This window comes from Paraglaciecola sp. L3A3 (assembly GCF_009796765.1).
Taxonomy (GTDB): Bacteria; Pseudomonadota; Gammaproteobacteria; order Enterobacterales; family Alteromonadaceae; genus Paraglaciecola.
Genome location: NZ_CP047023.1, coordinates 2485225 through 2500871, shown reverse-complemented (window position 1 = coordinate 2500871; position 15647 = coordinate 2485225). Strand labels below are relative to the sequence as shown.

Below are 15647 nucleotides of genomic sequence, written 5' to 3'. Positions count from 1 at the left end.
ATAAATAACCTTTTTACTATTAGATCCAGCCCCGTTAAGGTAAAAATAGTATAAATTGGTATCTGACATCGACTAACACTCACGTAAGCCGAAACATCGCAGTTTATAGATGCAATTTTAGGAGAATGTTTATGGGCAATATTAAGATCTATTCTTTTCTGCTGTTACTCTGTGCATGCAATAACGATGCGCCACAAGCCTTGGGTACCTTAGAGCGAGATAGAATTGCCCATTCTGCAACGGTAAATGAAGTGATTGTACAGTTACCTATATCCCCAGGCAGTTTTGTCAAAGCGGGTGATGTATTAGTTAAACTTGATGATAGTTTTCAACTGGCTATGGTGGCTAAAGCCCAAGCTAATGTAGCCGAAACCCAAGCAAATCTAGCTAAATTACGTAAAGGTGCTAGAGAAGAAGAAATTGCCGCCGCCAGAGCTAACAAGCAAGGCGCGAATGCCAGACTGATCCAAGCTGAGGCGAATTATCAACGACAGCTAAAAATAGCCAAAGTAGATTTAACCAGCGCCGATAGTGTCGAAAAAGCCAGAGCAGAAAGAGACAGTGCATTAGCTATAGAGCAAAGCGCCAAAGAAAAATTAACAGAATTGGTAAAAGGTACCCGGGATGAAGATCTACTCATTGCCGAGGCGCACTTAGCCGCTGCCCAAGCGACCTTACAAGGGGAACAAAATAAACTAGAAGATCTGACTATTACCGCTACCCGTGACGGCATACTGGATAATTTACCTTGGAATTTAGGTGAACGTGTCACTATAGGAAGCCCATTAGCCATAGTGTTAGCTGGCGAAGCGCCTTATGCCCGGGTTTATATGCCAGAAACTTATCGCGCTAATCTCACTATTGGTGACAAACTAAATGTACAAGTAGATGGCCGTGAGCAGTTGTTCAGCAGCACCTTAAGATGGATATCAAATGAACCCGCTTTCACTCCCTATTATGCCTTAAATCAACAAGAGCGCGCCCGCCTGATGTATCTAGCTGAGGTGCAATTACCTAGTAGTGCAGCTGATTTACCTAGTGGCCTACCTGCGCAGGTGTTGTTACCTTGAGCATTGTCATTAATGTCCAAGATTTATCTCGGCATTTTGGCGCGCTCAAAGCGGTAGATAAATTAAACTTACAAGTAGAAAAAGGCCAAATATATGGCTTTTTAGGCCCCAATGGTTGCGGTAAAACCACAGCGATTCGTTTGCTCACAGGTTTACTTAAACCAACATCAGGTAACATTGAAGTTCTGGGGTGCCAGTTACCGCAACAAGCCAATAAATTACGGCTGCGCATTGGCTATATGACCCAGAAATTCTCACTTTATGATGATTTAACTGTGTTAGAAAACCTGCAATTTGTGGGCAAGATATATAGCTTGCCAGCAGCGCAACGTAAACAACGTATTGAAGAATTAATTACTTTGTATGAACTTGAAGCCTTAACGACACAATTAGCTGGCAGTATGAGTGGCGGTCAAAAACAACGATTAGGCCTTGCGGCTGCTACCATACATAAACCGGAACTCCTGTTTTTAGATGAACCCACCTCAGCGGTTGATCCACAAAACCGTCGAGATTTTTGGGAAAAATTATTCGACCTTTCTGAACAAGGCACCACTATTTTAGTGTCTACCCATTATATGGATGAAGCTGAACGCTGCCACAAACTGGCAATTCTAGATGCTGGAGTTAAACGAGCCGATGGCAAACCAGAAGACTTAATGCAACAAATGGGAGCCCATGTTGTGGAAGTAAATGGCTCAAACTTACGGCATTTAAAACAGCAGTTAATCAAACTCCCCGAAGTGCTAACCGCTGCGCAGCTTGGTGCACGTCTGCGAGTGATTGTCAGTAATGACATTAACGATCCCTGTGAGTTCTTAGGCAAACAACCTAATATGCCAAGCCAACAGTGTTTATCATTAGTACGTCCGAGTTTAGAAGATGTGTTTGTTACCTCAACAGGAAACACTCAACACAAAGTACTTAACCATGAATAGCTTACTGCGCATTCAAGCCATACTTAGCAAAGAACTATTACAGCTCAAGCGCGATAGTATGACATTACGCATGGTGATTTTAATTCCGCTGATCCAATTGGTGTTATTTGGTTATGCCATTAATACCACAGTAAGAGATATTCCTGTAGGTGTGGTTGATCATAGCCAAACGGGATTGAGTCGCGCGTTAATTCAAACAGTACAAGCAAGCCAAGTGGTTAAAATCAGTGAGTATTACAACACTATTGAACAGGCACAATTAGCCATTAATAGTGAACACATCAGGGCATTTTTATATATTCCCGCGGATGTAGATAATCGAGTCGCCCGCCACAGTAGTGTTGGTTTAGGTAGCCCAAGCGCCACCGACGAAGAAACCAGTCGCCCTGTTGGGCAATGGGTGGTTGATGGCTCTGATACTATGATCGCTGCGAGCATTAAAAGCTTACGGAATATGCCGCTAGGTGAGTTATTGCATAAACCCGTGAATCGTCAAATTCCAACATTTGAAGTGACATTACTGTTTAACCCCGAACAACGTACTGTGGTGAATACTGTGCCAGGCCTTGTCGCAGTAATTTTAACCATGACAATGATCATGTTTACTTCGGCTGCCATAGTGCGTGAACGCGAGCGCGGCAATCTAGAATTTTTAATCACCACGCCAGTGCATTCCTTAGAACTGATGTTAGGAAAAATTATTCCGTACTTATTTATTGGCGCGTTACAAGTGATGATTATTTTAGGCTTAGGTTATGTGTTATTCGATATAGTGGTGGTGGGTAGCTTATGGCAGTTGGCTATTGCTACCACTTTATTTATTTTAGCCAGTTTAACCTTAGGTTTAATGATATCGACTGTGGCTAAAAATCAATTACAGTCAATGCAAATGACGATTTTTGTATTACTGCCATCCATCCTACTGTCGGGTTTTATGTTTCCCTATGAAGGCATGCCCCGCTTCGCTCAATATATAGCAGAAGTGTTACCAGCCACCCATTACATACGTTTAATTCGAGGCGTAGTGTTACGAGATGTAGAAGTATTAAATATGAGTTTTGATATGCTCTATTTACTGGGTTTTATCTTAGTTGGGTTAACCATTGCTTCCCTGCGCTTTCATAAAAACTTGGAGTAGTGTTGGAATAGTTAGTAAAATGCCATGTAGTCGAGTGCGTAGTCGTAGGGCTAACGGATTAGGCTCAGCCGCCTTTACAGGCAATAATCTGCACAACAGCGCTTTGTCCTTGATGATATTTTCCTTCTGAAATATGTCGTTCCGCTTCAGAACCAAAAACAAAATCTAGGCCGTTAAGCTCAGATTTTAACTCTTTCAGAGACATAAACATTTCCTTTTGTGACGGTGGAGGCCCGCCGATCCCATCCATTTCAATTTGGCGTTCCGTATAAGCCTCTAAAATGAAAACCCCACCTTTAGTCAAAGAATTAATAACTTGACCATGCAGTTTTTTACGCACCTCAGGTGGCATATGTGCTGAAATAGAAACAATACCATCCCAAATCTCGCTGCCAATGTCGTAGTCTGCCAAGTCAGCAACTATCGTTGATATTTCTACGCCATTCTCAATAGCAAGGTTTTTAGCCTTTTCAAGGCCAACCGAAGACTGGTCAATTGCTGTGACTGCATAGCCCTGCTTAGCTAGAAAGACTGCGTTTCTACCTTCTCCTTCAGCTAAACAAAGTACTCGCCCTCCCTGTGGTATTCGTAAATACTCAGATCTCAAAAAATCATTTGGGTCAAATCCATAGGCAAACCCATCTTCGTTATATCTTTGATCCCACATATGTGATTATCCTCTTTTTATTGGCTAACTAATTAGTTAACGCCAAAAATATTTGGTTAACGACAATTTGTCCAATTTCATTCTCGCCACTTTTTATGCGCCCATAAGATCTTCAGTTATAACGAATAACGTCTCCATGTGCAAAATATAATGATTGTGGGAAAAACCACTCTATTTATTCTATTGCTTATTCCTCTGTATGCACTGTAACAAATTCTTTTTAGGCTATTGACTCGATTCTCGCGGCTAGGCACTGCTTTTAAAAGAATGGATTCCGGCTCAAAAGACTACCGGAATGACGAAATTTGAGTTCACGGCAGTTTTTAATGGCGCAGCCATGCTTTATGAACGAAGTGAATGCTTTTGATTTACCCGCGACTCAAAGCTCGCTATTTTTTATTACAAACTCTAAAGGACAATTGGCATGGATAGCCAATTGAGTGGTGTTTTGTCGGGAACCTATTACTTTAATAGAGAGTGCACGGCCTTAGGAGTTTATAAAAAATAGAATCAGAGCTTTGCTGGAGCGCGGCCTCTTTCTGGTTACTCTTTCTTGGCTGTTGACTAAATTTACTGGATAAATTTAGAACGCACTTTAGTGCGGCCCGAAGGGTGAAATATAGGGATGTATTTCATAACATGAGTAACTGGCTCTCACGGATGTGAGTCAAAAACGTCATGGATGACAGTGAGCAACGCGAATGCTTGGTGAACGCAGTGAATAATCTTAGTGCGCGCAGCGCAAAAGTGGCGTAGCCATGCTCTGTGCACGAAGTGCATAATCTTAGTGTGCGAAGCGTATTTTATACACCTAGCCAAACATATCTAACTGTTCATCTTTTTCTGCTCTGACTAAACGTTCAATTACTTCTGCTCTGTTACCATCTTGTCTGTCGATCCAACCAACAACTTCTGGGTGCAATCGTAAACTAATGCTTTGTTTAGGTTGGGCGATTTTTGGTCGGCCAGCTCCTTTTCTGATGCCACCATGTGTACTGTTTAACTGGGTCTTTTTATTGTTCATGTTTAACCTTAAATGTTATTTTGAATAGAGTATGCAATATTCAAAATTAAATGCAATACATTATTCAAGAATAAATGTATTCGTAAATCAAGTCTGCTGATAGACTTTATTTTTAGTGGGATAAAGTTAAAGGGACCTTGTTTATCTTTTATATGCAACTAGTGTCTAAACAAGGGATAGACAGTTTTATAAACAGTATGAGAAAATACTTCCATTGCTTTTCGACTTGTTACTCCAGTGCTTTTTTTTCGCGTTTTTTTCTAATTTTTTCGCACATTATTTATGACAATTCTTTGTCGGTGTCTAAAACAAGTCAAGTGCCTCTTTTTTATTTTAAATTTTAAGGATTATTATCATGCAAAAAATTGTCATTGTAGGCGGAGGTGCAGGTGGCTTAGAGCTAGTTAGCCGGCTAAGCAAAACCTTAGGTAAGCAAAATTTAGCCGAAATAATCTTAGTCGATAAACACCCTACTCATGTGTGGAAACCTTTATTACACGAGGTAGCTGCTGGGGTCATAGATAAAAATTCTGATGGCGTTGATTACAGTATTCATGCTGCTCGGTTGAAATATCAATTTCAATTAGGCTGTATGAGTCATATTGACCACCAGCAAAAGTTGATTACGTTAGATCCCCTCGCAGATGAAAGTGGTGAGCAGCTCTTGCCAGAAAGGCAAATATCATACGATTACCTAGTATTAGCGATTGGCAGTGTCAGTAACGATTTTGGCACCCTAGGAGTAAGTGAATTTGCATACTTCTTAGATTCGTTAACTCAAGCTGAACGTTTTCATAAAGCATTATTAAATCAATTATTAAGAATTAATCAACAGTCCGATGACAGTAAAACCTTACAAGTTGCCATAGTAGGCGGTGGCGCAACAGGAACAGAATTAGCCGCACAATTACACCATGTCGCCAATTTGGCAAGATCTTATGGTATGCCAAAAATGTCGGCTGATAGATTAAAAATTTCTATTATCGAAGCTGGTGATCGAATTCTTCCTGCCTTGCCTGAACGAATAGCCAACTCTGCTCGCGGAGCATTAAGTCAGTTGGGTATCACAGTATTAGAAGGTACAAGGGTTGCTAAGGCTCAAAAAGAAGGTTTTGTTACTAGTGATAATGAATTAATTGAGGCTGATCTCATGGTGTGGGCAGCAGGGGTAAAAGCACCAGATTTTATTCAACAACTTGGTATTTTCGAAACCAATAGAGCACAGCAAATATTAGTCACGCCACAACTCAAAAGCACAGTGGATAAATGTATTTATGTATTAGGCGATTGTTGTGGTTTTAAGCAAGAAAATGGCACTTGGGTGCCTCCCCGTGCTCAGTCAGCTCATCAAATGGCATCTACCGTTGCCACCAATATAATTAATACGTTTAAGTCTAAGCCACTTAAAGCGTTTAAATATACTGACTACGGTTCACTTGTTCATTTGAGTAAATACAGCACAGTCGGTTCTTTAATGGGCAGTTTGTCAAATAGCAGTATGTTTATTGAAGGGAGATTAGCGAGATTGGTTTATATATCTTTGTATAACATGCATCAATTCGCAGTACATGGTTGGGTAAAAGGCATTTTTGTATTGCTTAGCCGTAAAGTCAGTAATTTAGTTGGCACTAAATTAAAACTACATTAAATCTGTCTAAAAAGTATGTATTAAGTATTGGTTGTGCTGCACAACCAATACTAATTGTTAGCTATAATTTCCATAATCTCTCTAAGCCTCTGTTATTTGATTTGCTATCATTGTGAGGCTAATAATGCCAAACCCCCTATATTCTGTTGAAATTAAGTTAATTTATATCGCTGAAAAAGAATTATTTATTGAGTTATTGCAAATTTTAAGTAATATTGTGTGTAATTTATAATGAATAATGTGATTGAAATGGGTAGTAACAATAATAATACAGACAGTAAATTAATATCTGAAGAAGACACAATTTACACAAAAATATTGAATGACATAGCTAAAGGTAAATTAGTCAGCGGTGACAGGCTTGTTACCACTGCGTTAGCCAAACAATATAATACCAGCATCAACCCTGTACGAGAAGCACTGAAGCAATTACAAGGTGAAGGTTTTGTTACTATTTTGCCTAATAGTGGTTCAAGAGTAACTAAATTTGAATTTCATACCATGCGCGATGTATTCGAAATATTGCAGTTACTCGAACCTTATCTAATTGAATGGTTTATTCGTGAACATTCGGCAGAACAAATGACTGAGCTAAAAGCTATTTTAGAAGAAATGCACAACCTTTCTCCTTCTGCTTATATCCGTTATCGAGAGTTAGATGCAGATTTTCACGCTCTTATGTATAGCCATCATTATAATCAACGTGCCTTCGGTTTATGGCAAAAAAATCGATTAATGCTGCAAGCTTTCCACGCCACTCTAGGCTTTTCATCTACACGTTTTGAACAAAGTTTACTCGAACACCAAGAAATTTTGAATGGCATCGAGAAACGAGATGTAACAGCGGTGATGCGCGTGCTGGATAAACATATAGATAATAGTGGTCAATATTGGTCGAAACACTTTCGATAATTTAAGGTTTAGTCATAAATGAAAATAACAAATGTAAAAGCCTATGGCTTTTGGGCCGGCATTCGAAATGTCTGCTTAGTAAAAGTAGAAACAGACGAAGGGATATACGGCTGGGGAGAATCGGGCCTATCTGGTAGAGAAAAAGCTGTGATGGGGGCAGTAGAACATTTCAGTGAATTTTTAATTGGCCGAGATCCCACTCAAATTGGTGGTATGTGGCAAGAAATGTACCGTGGTCAATATTTTGAAGGAGGCCGCGTACTAGCCGCTGCAATTGCTGCAATAGACATTGCTTTACATGATCTAGTCGCTAAAAGTATGAATATACCTGTATATAAATTACTTGGCGGTAAACAAAGAAATAATATTCCTTTATTCGCTACCAGTGCAAAAGCGATGGGACCTGAATTAATTGATGATGTACTTCGGCTTAAAGACGATGGTTGGAACGTAATTCGTACCACTCATGGTTTAAATGGTGTAGCTGATAAACCTACTATTTTAGAGCCAACAGAAAATCTGGTATTAATTGCCAAATGGTTACGTAAATCTAGAGAAGCTTTAGGTGAAGATATTATTCTGGGCATGGATTACCACCATAGATTGTCGGTGCCTGAAGCGGTTTCCTTCATTCAACGTATGCCTAGAGGTACCTTAGATTTTATCGAAGAGCCTATTCGTGACGAATCACCTGCAGCATATCAAGCCTTGCGTCAAATGTGCGATGTACCATTTGCTATCGGTGAAGAGTTTACCAGTAAGTGGGATTTTGCCCCTTATGTTGAAAAAAATATCACAAATTTCGGCCGTGTCGATATATGTAATGCAGGTGGTTTCACCGAATCAATGAAAATTGCCGCTATGTGTGAATCACATTATATAGACATGATGCCACATAACCCACTTAGTCCAATTTGTACCGCAGCTTCCATCCATTATTGTGCAGCGATTAGCAATATGGCTTGGTTAGAATTAAACCCTTACGACGGTGATATGTCGGATTTTGATAGATATTTTATCAATCGTCCTTTAGTCAAAAATAATACATTCCAAGTCACTGACGAGCCTGGTCTTGGTGTAGATGTAAATGAACATCTCATTAAAGATCTAGATTTTAAGTATTGGGAAGCCCCTCGTTTAATTAAAAAAGATGGGTCGTACACTAATTGGTAAATTCTTTTAACTTTCATCACTCATAAATAATAAGAGCTAAAATTATGCAAACATCTGTACCAGTGCAAGAAAAGCCGACGCGCAAAAGATTTCAAATATTAAGTTTAATATTCCTTAGCGTAGTTATTAATTACATGGACCGAACTAATATCTCAGTTGCTGCGGCAGCACTTACAGATGAATTACAGCTGACATCGATTCAAATGGGCTTAATATTTTCAGCTTTTGGTTGGACCTATTCGATCTGTCAAATACCAGGCGGAATTGTCGTTGATTTTGTCAAAGCGCGAATTTTATATCCTGTTATTTTGGTTTTATGGTCAGCCGCCACCTTAGTTCAAGGTCTGGTGAGCTCATTTGGTGCCTTAATTGGTTTAAGAATGGCGATTGGTGTATTTGAGGCTCCTTCCTATCCGTGTAATAACAAAATAGTCACCAGTTGGTTTCCTGAAAATGAGCGGGCATCAGCGATTGCTATTTACACTTCTGGGCAATTTATTGGTTTAGCCTTTTTAATGCCTGTATTAGTAGTCATTCAAGATGCTTTCGGTTGGAGAGGACTGTTTATCGTGTCTGGTTTAGTTGGCTTTGTTTGGGCAGCCATTTGGTATGTATTTTATCGAGACCCAGAAGACCATAAAGGCGCTAATCAAGCTGAACTTGATCACATTAGTCAAGATGAAGTGCAAGTGGCAGAGCCTGTGGTTGAAAAAAATGAATCTAAATTAACTAAAGAAAACCTTAAGATAGTATTTTCAAACCAAAAATTATGGGGAATTTATATTGGACAATTTTGTCTAGGTGGCACCCTAATATTTTTCTTAACTTGGTTTCCTACCTACTTAGTTGAATATCGCGGCCTAAGCTTTATTAAATCTGGTTTTCTTGCGTCAATCCCCTTTATTGCAGCATTTTGTGGGGTGTTAATCTCTGGATTTTTCTCTGATTTCTTAGTTCGAAAAGGGGTATCGAAAGAAGTGTCACGTAAAACCCCTATGATTATTGGCATGTTGTTATCTATGTTTATTATTGGCGCAAACTATACTGACGACACTACCTTAATCATTACATTTTTATCTATCGCATTTTTTGGTAATGGCTTGTCGTCTATCGCTTGGATATTTGTTTCTCTATTGGCCCCTAAGCAACTTATTGGTTTAGTCGGTGGTTGTATGAATGCCGTCGGTAGTTTAGCCGGTGTAATTGTTCCTGTTGTGATTGGGTTTTTAGTGACTGACGGAGATTTCCGCCCTGCACTATTCTTTATTGCTTCTTTAGCTTGTATTGGCTTTTGTTCTTATTTGTTCCTAGTGGGCAAAATTGAACGTGTGGTTTTACCTGGTGATAAAAAAGAAGCGTAACTGTAGCTAAACAAATATTATTTTATAGCCGTATTAGCTTAGCTTTAATACGGCTTTTTTACATTTGCTTAATAAGGATCCAAAAAAATGAAAAAAATACTCCTAGCAATGATTGTGGCTATCAGCGGTTGCCAAGCAGATAACATTACCCATAACACTTATGTTGTTTTACCTGAAACCAGTAAAACAGTTGGTTTTGTCGAAATATTTGATGATCAAGCTTTACAGTATATTAATAAAGATACGCGTATCAGTATTCGTGGCGAAGGGTTTACTTGGATAGAAGGGCCGACTTGGATAGAGGATGGACAGTACTTAATATTTTCTGATATTCCCAATAACAAAATTTTAAAATACGATCCTAAAGCAGGCACTAGTTTATATATGGCGAATCCAGGTTATAACACTGCAGAATCAGGCACAGGTGGTGGTTCGAATGGTTTATTAATCAATAATCAAAAGCAGCTAGTATTAATGCAACAAGGTGCTAGGCAAATTTCGATTATGGATGCCCCCACATCTGCGCCAAAACACAAATTCACAAAACTGGTGTCACACTATGGAGATAAACGTTTAAACAGTCCCAATGATTTGGTTCAACACAGCAATGGCGATATCTACTTTACTGATCCTACCTACGGCTTGAACAAAACCGATCCTGACAGAATGCAACAATTGCCCTTCAGTGGTATATATCGCCTAACAGAAGCTGGCGAATTAACTTTACTTGATGATCAACTGACCTTCCCAAATGGTATTGGTTTATCACCAGATGAAAAAACTTTATACGTAGCTGTTTCGGATGCAAAAGATCAGCATTGGGTTGCCTATGATGTGAATACGCATGGCAATGTCGAAAACAAGCGACGTTTTTATGATGCTAACCATCTGGCTGGTACTGCAGGTCATAAAGGTGGCGCTGATGGCTTAGCCGTACATTCTAGTGGTGTCATATTCGCTACCGGCCCAGGTGGCGTTTGGTTGCTAACGCCTGAGGCTAAACTTTTAGCTATTATTAGGACCGGCGAAAATACATCAAATTGTGCTTTAACCACTAATGAAGATTATTTGTTTATCTCGGCTGATGATTATTTGATGAGTGTTCCGCTTAAAACCCGTTAATATAAAAGGCTGATATAGCGGTTATATCGGCCTTTACTTTTATTCAATGATATAGGCAACGAGTGACAACCCAGCAAAAATAATAGGTTGATGAATTAAATATATCACTAAAGAATGCTTACCCAATAAAGCCAAAAATTCAGTATATTTGTTTGCTGGTGCAGACAATTTAAATATTTGCTTATGCATCACAAAAATCCCTAATAACACCACCCCAAACCATGGAATAAAACTAGCTAAATCAACAGTTCGTTTAGGGATACCTAAATTTTCAACACTCCACAGCCAGATATTATTCATACTGATAAAATCAAAGGCATACCCTAGTATGATTAAAGTACCGATAACAGCGCTTATGTGAGGGATACGGACAAATAATACAGAGAGTAATAGCGAAACAGTTATGAGGTGAATAATGCCAAAATACACCCAAGAGTTCGGATACATATACAAACTACTGATAGATATAAATATAGATACAGCTAAAAGCTTACCGATGGCAAAAAATAACTTTCTAAAATTTATCTGCTGATGGTATGCCAAATAACTGCTCATGCCGACAGCCAATAAAAAACAACTCACAATGACAGCTCTGAAGGTCCTCCACTCTATATCGACGCCTGTATTATACTGAGCCCAACCAAATGTCACGAGATCATAACCAAAGTGAAAAATAATCATCAATACAATAGCAATTCCTCTAAGTGCATCGAGTTCGAATATTCTTTTAGTGTGTTTAGTTTTCATTATTTAATTTAGCGATGATTTATTTTTGATTGTCTTTAAGCCATTCATTTAATAGCTTAATTTGTCCACATTTATAAGCCGCGTAGGTTATGCGTAACGAGTTGGTTAAAATTTCACTGTCTGTCCAATTCGTCTTATCAGCTATTTCTTGATAACATTTCATGGCCTCAGGGGTAACATATCCCCTAACCTGTTTTTTACCATTTTCTTTTTGTCTTTCTCTAAAACGTTTTTGTTTTTCGGCATTAGCGCTACGTTTTGTTTTAATTGTGCTAGTCAATGTGTAACCTTTTTAAACTAATTGCATAAAAAATGAAAATAATCACTGTTCAGAGTTGTCTAGCGTACAAGTGTTCGCTAAATTACCCCTCAAGATTATTAACATAAGTATATAGAATGACAATACAACAAAATAGCTTTACTAAAGAAGAACTTTTAGCCTGTAGCCGTGGAGAGTTATTTGGACCTGGAAACAGCCAATTACCTGCACCAAATATGTTAATGATGGATCGGGTTGTTGAAATTCATGAAACAGGTGGCGAGCATGATAAAGGGTATATTATTGCTGAATTAGATATCACACCTGATTTATGGTTTTTTGATTGCCACTTTCCAGGTGATCCTGTTATGCCAGGCTGTTTAGGTCTTGATGCAATGTGGCAACTTGTTGGTTTCTTTTTAGGTTGGTGCGGAGGTCCAGGTAAAGGACGTGCATTAGGTGTGGGTGAAGTAAAATTCACTGGGCAAATTTTACCTACAGCGAAAAAAGTGACATACCGTATTGATATGAAACGTGTAATTAAACGTAAACTCTATATGGGCTTAGGTGATGGTTCAGTCGCAGTAGACGGACGTATTATCTATCAAGCTAAAGATTTGAAAGTAGGTTTGTTCCAAGATACCAGTAAGTTTTAACACCCTTCTTTGTTTAGTAAAAAAGCCCCATTTGGGGCTTTTTTTATCTGCTGATGAGGCCGGTGTGTCTATCACCTATGGCTTCTCGCCACCCTCCTAACCATTCAGAACGAGCGCCTGAAGCTTGAAATGGACAATTGTCTTTTGATCTACCTGTAATACCTGCTTGATAACCTTTTGAATGAGCTCGAGAGAGCTTGTCTCTTTTTTGTCTTTTCATTAAGTTTCCTCTTTTCTATTGCAAATGATCTGTGGTTAAGTAAACCACGTAATAGAGATAGTGGATCAGCCTATTTGGTTCAATAGCAAATAGTGACTTTATTTATTGACTTTATTTAACTTATTGAATGGATGTTTTTTTTTGGTATAAACCGTTTTTGTATAAAAAACCGTTTTTGTAATAAAATTGTAATATAGAAATGGAAGCGGTATTTTACATAAAATAAACCCCGCAAGTTAGCGGGGGGTTATTATAAAAAGACGAGATTATAATTCTATTAAGATGATTTTTTAAAGCGTCTAAAACCAAGTGATAAAATCGAAAACGGCACAAACCAAAAGGCGCTCGCACCTTGCCTTTTTTGAGGCTTATCAATATCAGATGGTTCACACTCTTCCTCTGCCCATCCTTGAATAGGCTCAAGTTTAACAGTAAGCAATTCCACTACATAACCATTTTGTGTAGCAAAAGCTCGGAAAGAAAAATTATTAAGTACATAAGTAGTATCTGTATTATCTTCAAAGGTATGAGGAAAATGGTAAAAACTTCCTTGCCCTCTGCCTACTGCTAATTTGACTATTCGAGCATACTTTCAATTTCGTCCCACCTTTCATAAGACTGAGTAAGCTGAGTTTCAGCTTCTGTCAATTCAGAAAGTAATGAAGCGGTCTCTAACTCATCTTGCTTGAAAAATTCAGGATCATTTACTTGCCCTTGCAATTGTTTAACCTGATTCTCAAGTGTTTCGATTTTTAAAGGTAACGATTCTAATTCAAGTTGTAACTTATATGAGAGTTTTTTGCTTTTAGTTTCAGATGGTGCTTTATTCTTAGAACCTTTATTACTAGATTTTGTTTCAGTATTTGACTTCTTACTTGCGGCTAATTGTTGATACCAATTATTAATGTCGGTACAGCCACCAACAAATTCCTTAATTACACCATTACCTTCAAAGTAGAAACTACTAGTCACGACATTATCGACAAATTCCCTATCATGGCTAACTAATATCACTGTGCCAGGATAATTAGAAATTGTATCTTCTAATAACTCTAAGGTTTCTACATCTAGGTCATTGGTTGGCTCATCGAGTATTAATAAGTTGCTGGGTCTGAGCATTAATTTTGCTAATAACAAACGATTTTTTTCACCACCAGAAAGAGACTTAACAGGAGAGTTAACACGCTCTGGAGTAAACAAATAGTCTTGTAAGTAACTCATAACGTGTCTAGTTTTATCATTGATAGTTACTTCACGTTTACCGTCAGCAATAGTATCGATTACGCGTAACTCACCATCTAGTTGGTCTCTATGCTGGTCAAAGTAGGCTACTTCTAGGTTTGCGCCAGATTTAACCGTACCAGAGGTCGGTTGTAATTGGCCCAGCAATAATTTGATTAAGGTACTCTTACCACAGCCATTTCCACCCACTAACGCCAGTTTTTCACCACGCATTATGGTGCAGGTTAACGATTCAGCAATCAGTTTATCGCCAATAACGTAATGTAAATCTTCTGTCTCGAAAATAATTTTTCCAGACGATTTAGCTTCACTAACACTGACTTTTGCTTTGCCTAACTTATTAGCACGTTGCGAATGCTCTAAACGTAGCGCCTTTAAAGCGCGTACCCTACCCTCATTTCTAGTACGTCTGGCTTTCACTCCTTGACGTATCCAAGTTTCTTCAATACTTAATTTTTTATCAAATAAAGCATTCTGTGCTTCTTCAACTTCTAAATCATGGGTTTTTTGATCAAGATATTCTTGATAGTTACCTGGGTAACTCACTAAGCTACCACGGTCTAAATCAATGATCCTACTGGCTACCTTTCTAATGAATGCCCTATCATGACTAACAAACACTACTGCACCATCATAATTACTAACGGCTTCTTCAAGCCATTTAATCATATCAATATCAAGGTGGTTGGTAGGCTCATCTAGTAATAATATATCTGGATCACTGGCCATGGCTCTGGCTAAGGCAGCCTTTCTTCGCCATCCGCCGGATAAATTACTAAGTTGCTGATTTGGATCCAGCTGTAGTTTGGTTAACACTTGTTGGATACGTTGTTCAAATTGCCAGCCATTATGATGATCAATGTAATTCTGCAAAGTTTCCAATTTATTCATATTGGCTTCTGAAGGATCTTCTGCTACTAAATCGGCTTGATGAAAATAGTCTTTTAAATAGGTCCCGACTTCAGCTAACCCTTCGGCAACATAGTCGAACAAGCTACTTTCAACACTGGCTGGCGGATCTTGTGGTAAACGAGAGATTTTAACATCGCTATTCACCATACGTTGACCATCATCTAGCTTGATTTCTCCTTCAATAACTTTTAATAAGGTGGATTTACCACAACCGTTACGTCCTACAAGACACAGCCTTTCTCCAGGATGGATTACTAATTCGATACCGTTTAATAAAGGGGGATGTCCTAATATAATACTGGCATTTTTTAACTGCATTAAACTCAAAATATAAACTCTCTTAATTTAGAAGAATCAAATGGCCAAGATAATTCTTGTTTAATATCTTCTCTATATATGACAGGAATACGTGCGCCATATAGGTGATATAACTCAGTAGACGATTTAACATCTACTTTCCTTAATTTAATAGACCTGTCATTAATCTGTTCGATTAAAGTTTCTGCTTCGTCGCACAAACAACAGTCTTTTCCAGAATATAAAATTAATTCCATAGCA

17 protein-coding genes are annotated in these 15647 nt (G+C 38.5%); 9 read left to right on the top strand and 8 right to left on the bottom strand.

The annotated features are described in order from the left end of the window. The first annotated feature begins 131 nt into the window (after window positions 1–131). Genes GQR87_RS10485 through GQR87_RS10475 form a run of 3 tightly spaced genes read left to right on the top strand, consistent with a single transcriptional unit; the run spans window position 132 to window position 3146 of the window. Window positions 132–1070 (top strand): HlyD family secretion protein, encoded by a 939-nt coding sequence (locus tag GQR87_RS10485; RefSeq protein ID WP_158969100.1) that lies wholly within the window; start codon window positions 132–134, stop codon window positions 1068–1070. After that, complete coding sequence (locus tag GQR87_RS10480; RefSeq protein ID WP_158969098.1) at window positions 1067–2008, top strand: ABC transporter ATP-binding protein; 942 nt, start codon at window positions 1067–1069, stop codon at window positions 2006–2008. The genes GQR87_RS10485 and GQR87_RS10480 overlap by 4 nt, the downstream gene beginning before the upstream one ends. Next, a complete protein-coding gene (locus tag GQR87_RS10475) occupies window positions 2001–3146 on the top strand; it encodes an ABC transporter permease (RefSeq protein ID WP_158969095.1) in 1146 nt (381 codons plus the stop codon). The genes GQR87_RS10480 and GQR87_RS10475 overlap by 8 nt, the downstream gene beginning before the upstream one ends. A gap of 64 nt (window positions 3147–3210) precedes the next feature. Here the strand turns inward: GQR87_RS10475 and GQR87_RS10470 are convergent, their stop codons facing one another. Together GQR87_RS10470 and GQR87_RS10465 are read right to left on the bottom strand one after the other, a co-directional pair. After that, a complete protein-coding gene (locus GQR87_RS10470) occupies window positions 3211–3813 on the bottom strand; it encodes a class I SAM-dependent methyltransferase (protein ID WP_158969093.1) in 603 nt (200 codons plus the stop codon). Window positions 3814–4624: 811 nt separating this feature from the next. After that, entirely contained in the window at window positions 4625–4837 is a 213-nt protein-coding gene (locus tag GQR87_RS10465) for a hypothetical protein (RefSeq protein ID WP_158969091.1), read from the bottom strand. 355 nt (window positions 4838–5192) lie between these two features. Between GQR87_RS10465 and GQR87_RS10460 the strand changes: the two genes are divergently transcribed. The 5 genes from GQR87_RS10460 to GQR87_RS10440 all read left to right on the top strand — a co-directional run bounded on the left by GQR87_RS10460 (window position 5193) and on the right by GQR87_RS10440 (window position 11053). Next, window positions 5193–6485: an NAD(P)/FAD-dependent oxidoreductase gene (locus GQR87_RS10460; protein ID WP_158969089.1), complete on the top strand. Its 1293-nt coding sequence runs from the start codon at window positions 5193–5195 to the stop codon at window positions 6483–6485. A 231-nt stretch (window positions 6486–6716) separates the two neighbouring features. After that, window positions 6717–7397, top strand: a complete 681-nt coding sequence (locus GQR87_RS10455) for a GntR family transcriptional regulator (RefSeq protein WP_233267453.1) — start codon at window positions 6717–6719, stop codon at window positions 7395–7397. Between the two features lie 18 nt (window positions 7398–7415). Continuing rightward, entirely contained in the window at window positions 7416–8570 is a 1155-nt protein-coding gene (locus GQR87_RS10450; RefSeq protein WP_158969087.1) for a mandelate racemase/muconate lactonizing enzyme family protein, read from the top strand. 44 nt (window positions 8571–8614) lie between these two features. Further along, window positions 8615–9931 carry an MFS transporter gene (locus GQR87_RS10445; protein WP_158969085.1) on the top strand — a complete coding sequence of 439 codons (1317 nt, stop codon included), beginning with the start codon at window positions 8615–8617 and terminating at the stop codon, window positions 9929–9931. A gap of 87 nt (window positions 9932–10018) precedes the next feature. Then, entirely contained in the window at window positions 10019–11053 is a 1035-nt protein-coding gene (locus GQR87_RS10440) for an SMP-30/gluconolactonase/LRE family protein (protein WP_158969083.1), read from the top strand. A gap of 39 nt (window positions 11054–11092) precedes the next feature. Here GQR87_RS10440 and GQR87_RS10435 read toward each other — a convergent pair whose 3' ends face one another. Next, window positions 11093–11800 carry a DUF1624 domain-containing protein gene (locus GQR87_RS10435; protein ID WP_158969082.1) on the bottom strand — a complete coding sequence of 236 codons (708 nt, stop codon included), beginning with the start codon at window positions 11798–11800 and terminating at the stop codon, window positions 11093–11095. Between the two features lie 19 nt (window positions 11801–11819). Then, complete coding sequence (locus GQR87_RS10430; protein WP_233267452.1) at window positions 11820–12080, bottom strand: hypothetical protein; 261 nt, start codon at window positions 12078–12080, stop codon at window positions 11820–11822. A 116-nt stretch (window positions 12081–12196) separates the two neighbouring features. On the opposite strand from GQR87_RS10430, the gene fabA reads away from it, so the two are divergent. Next, a complete protein-coding gene (gene fabA, locus GQR87_RS10425) occupies window positions 12197–12715 on the top strand; it encodes a 3-hydroxyacyl-[acyl-carrier-protein] dehydratase FabA (RefSeq protein WP_158969080.1) in 519 nt (172 codons plus the stop codon). 43 nt (window positions 12716–12758) lie between these two features. On the opposite strand, the gene rmf is transcribed toward fabA, so the two are convergent. From rmf to GQR87_RS10405, 4 genes are all read right to left on the bottom strand, one after another. Beyond that, complete coding sequence (gene rmf / locus GQR87_RS10420) at window positions 12759–12935, bottom strand: ribosome modulation factor (protein ID WP_158969078.1); 177 nt, start codon at window positions 12933–12935, stop codon at window positions 12759–12761. A gap of 277 nt (window positions 12936–13212) precedes the next feature. Further along, on the bottom strand, window positions 13213–13380 hold the full coding sequence (locus GQR87_RS10415; protein WP_158969076.1) for a hypothetical protein: 168 nt from the start codon (window positions 13378–13380) through the stop codon (window positions 13213–13215). 131 nt (window positions 13381–13511) lie between these two features. Continuing rightward, window positions 13512–15416 (bottom strand): ABC transporter ATP-binding protein, encoded by a 1905-nt coding sequence (locus GQR87_RS10410; protein WP_158969074.1) that lies wholly within the window; start codon window positions 15414–15416, stop codon window positions 13512–13514. Further along, a complete protein-coding gene (locus GQR87_RS10405; RefSeq protein WP_158969072.1) occupies window positions 15413–15643 on the bottom strand; it encodes a glutaredoxin family protein in 231 nt (76 codons plus the stop codon). Before GQR87_RS10405 ends, GQR87_RS10410 begins: the two co-directional genes overlap by 4 nt. Window positions 15644–15647: the final 4 nt, after the last annotated feature.

Excerpts from the sequence above, each read along its gene's own strand:
- GQR87_RS10485 (WP_158969100.1), top strand. The coding sequence starts at position 132 with ATGGGCAATATTAAGATCTATTCTTTTCTGCTGTTACTCTGTGCATGC.
- GQR87_RS10475 (WP_158969095.1), top strand. The coding sequence starts at position 2,001 with ATGAATAGCTTACTGCGCATTCAAGCCATACTTAGCAAAGAACTATTA.
- GQR87_RS10470 (WP_158969093.1), bottom strand. The coding sequence starts at position 3,813 with ATGTGGGATCAAAGATATAACGAAGATGGGTTTGCCTATGGATTTGAC.
- GQR87_RS10465 (WP_158969091.1), bottom strand. The coding sequence starts at position 4,837 with ATGAACAATAAAAAGACCCAGTTAAACAGTACACATGGTGGCATCAGA.
- GQR87_RS10460 (WP_158969089.1), top strand. The coding sequence starts at position 5,193 with ATGCAAAAAATTGTCATTGTAGGCGGAGGTGCAGGTGGCTTAGAGCTA.
- GQR87_RS10455 (WP_233267453.1), top strand. The coding sequence starts at position 6,717 with ATGAATAATGTGATTGAAATGGGTAGTAACAATAATAATACAGACAGT.
- GQR87_RS10450 (WP_158969087.1), top strand. The coding sequence starts at position 7,416 with ATGAAAATAACAAATGTAAAAGCCTATGGCTTTTGGGCCGGCATTCGA.
- GQR87_RS10445 (WP_158969085.1), top strand. The coding sequence starts at position 8,615 with ATGCAAACATCTGTACCAGTGCAAGAAAAGCCGACGCGCAAAAGATTT.
- GQR87_RS10440 (WP_158969083.1), top strand. The coding sequence starts at position 10,019 with ATGAAAAAAATACTCCTAGCAATGATTGTGGCTATCAGCGGTTGCCAA.
- GQR87_RS10435 (WP_158969082.1), bottom strand. The coding sequence starts at position 11,800 with ATGAAAACTAAACACACTAAAAGAATATTCGAACTCGATGCACTTAGA.
- fabA (WP_158969080.1), top strand. The coding sequence starts at position 12,197 with ATGACAATACAACAAAATAGCTTTACTAAAGAAGAACTTTTAGCCTGT.
- rmf (WP_158969078.1), bottom strand. The coding sequence starts at position 12,935 with ATGAAAAGACAAAAAAGAGACAAGCTCTCTCGAGCTCATTCAAAAGGT.
- GQR87_RS10405 (WP_158969072.1), bottom strand. The coding sequence starts at position 15,643 with ATGGAATTAATTTTATATTCTGGAAAAGACTGTTGTTTGTGCGACGAA.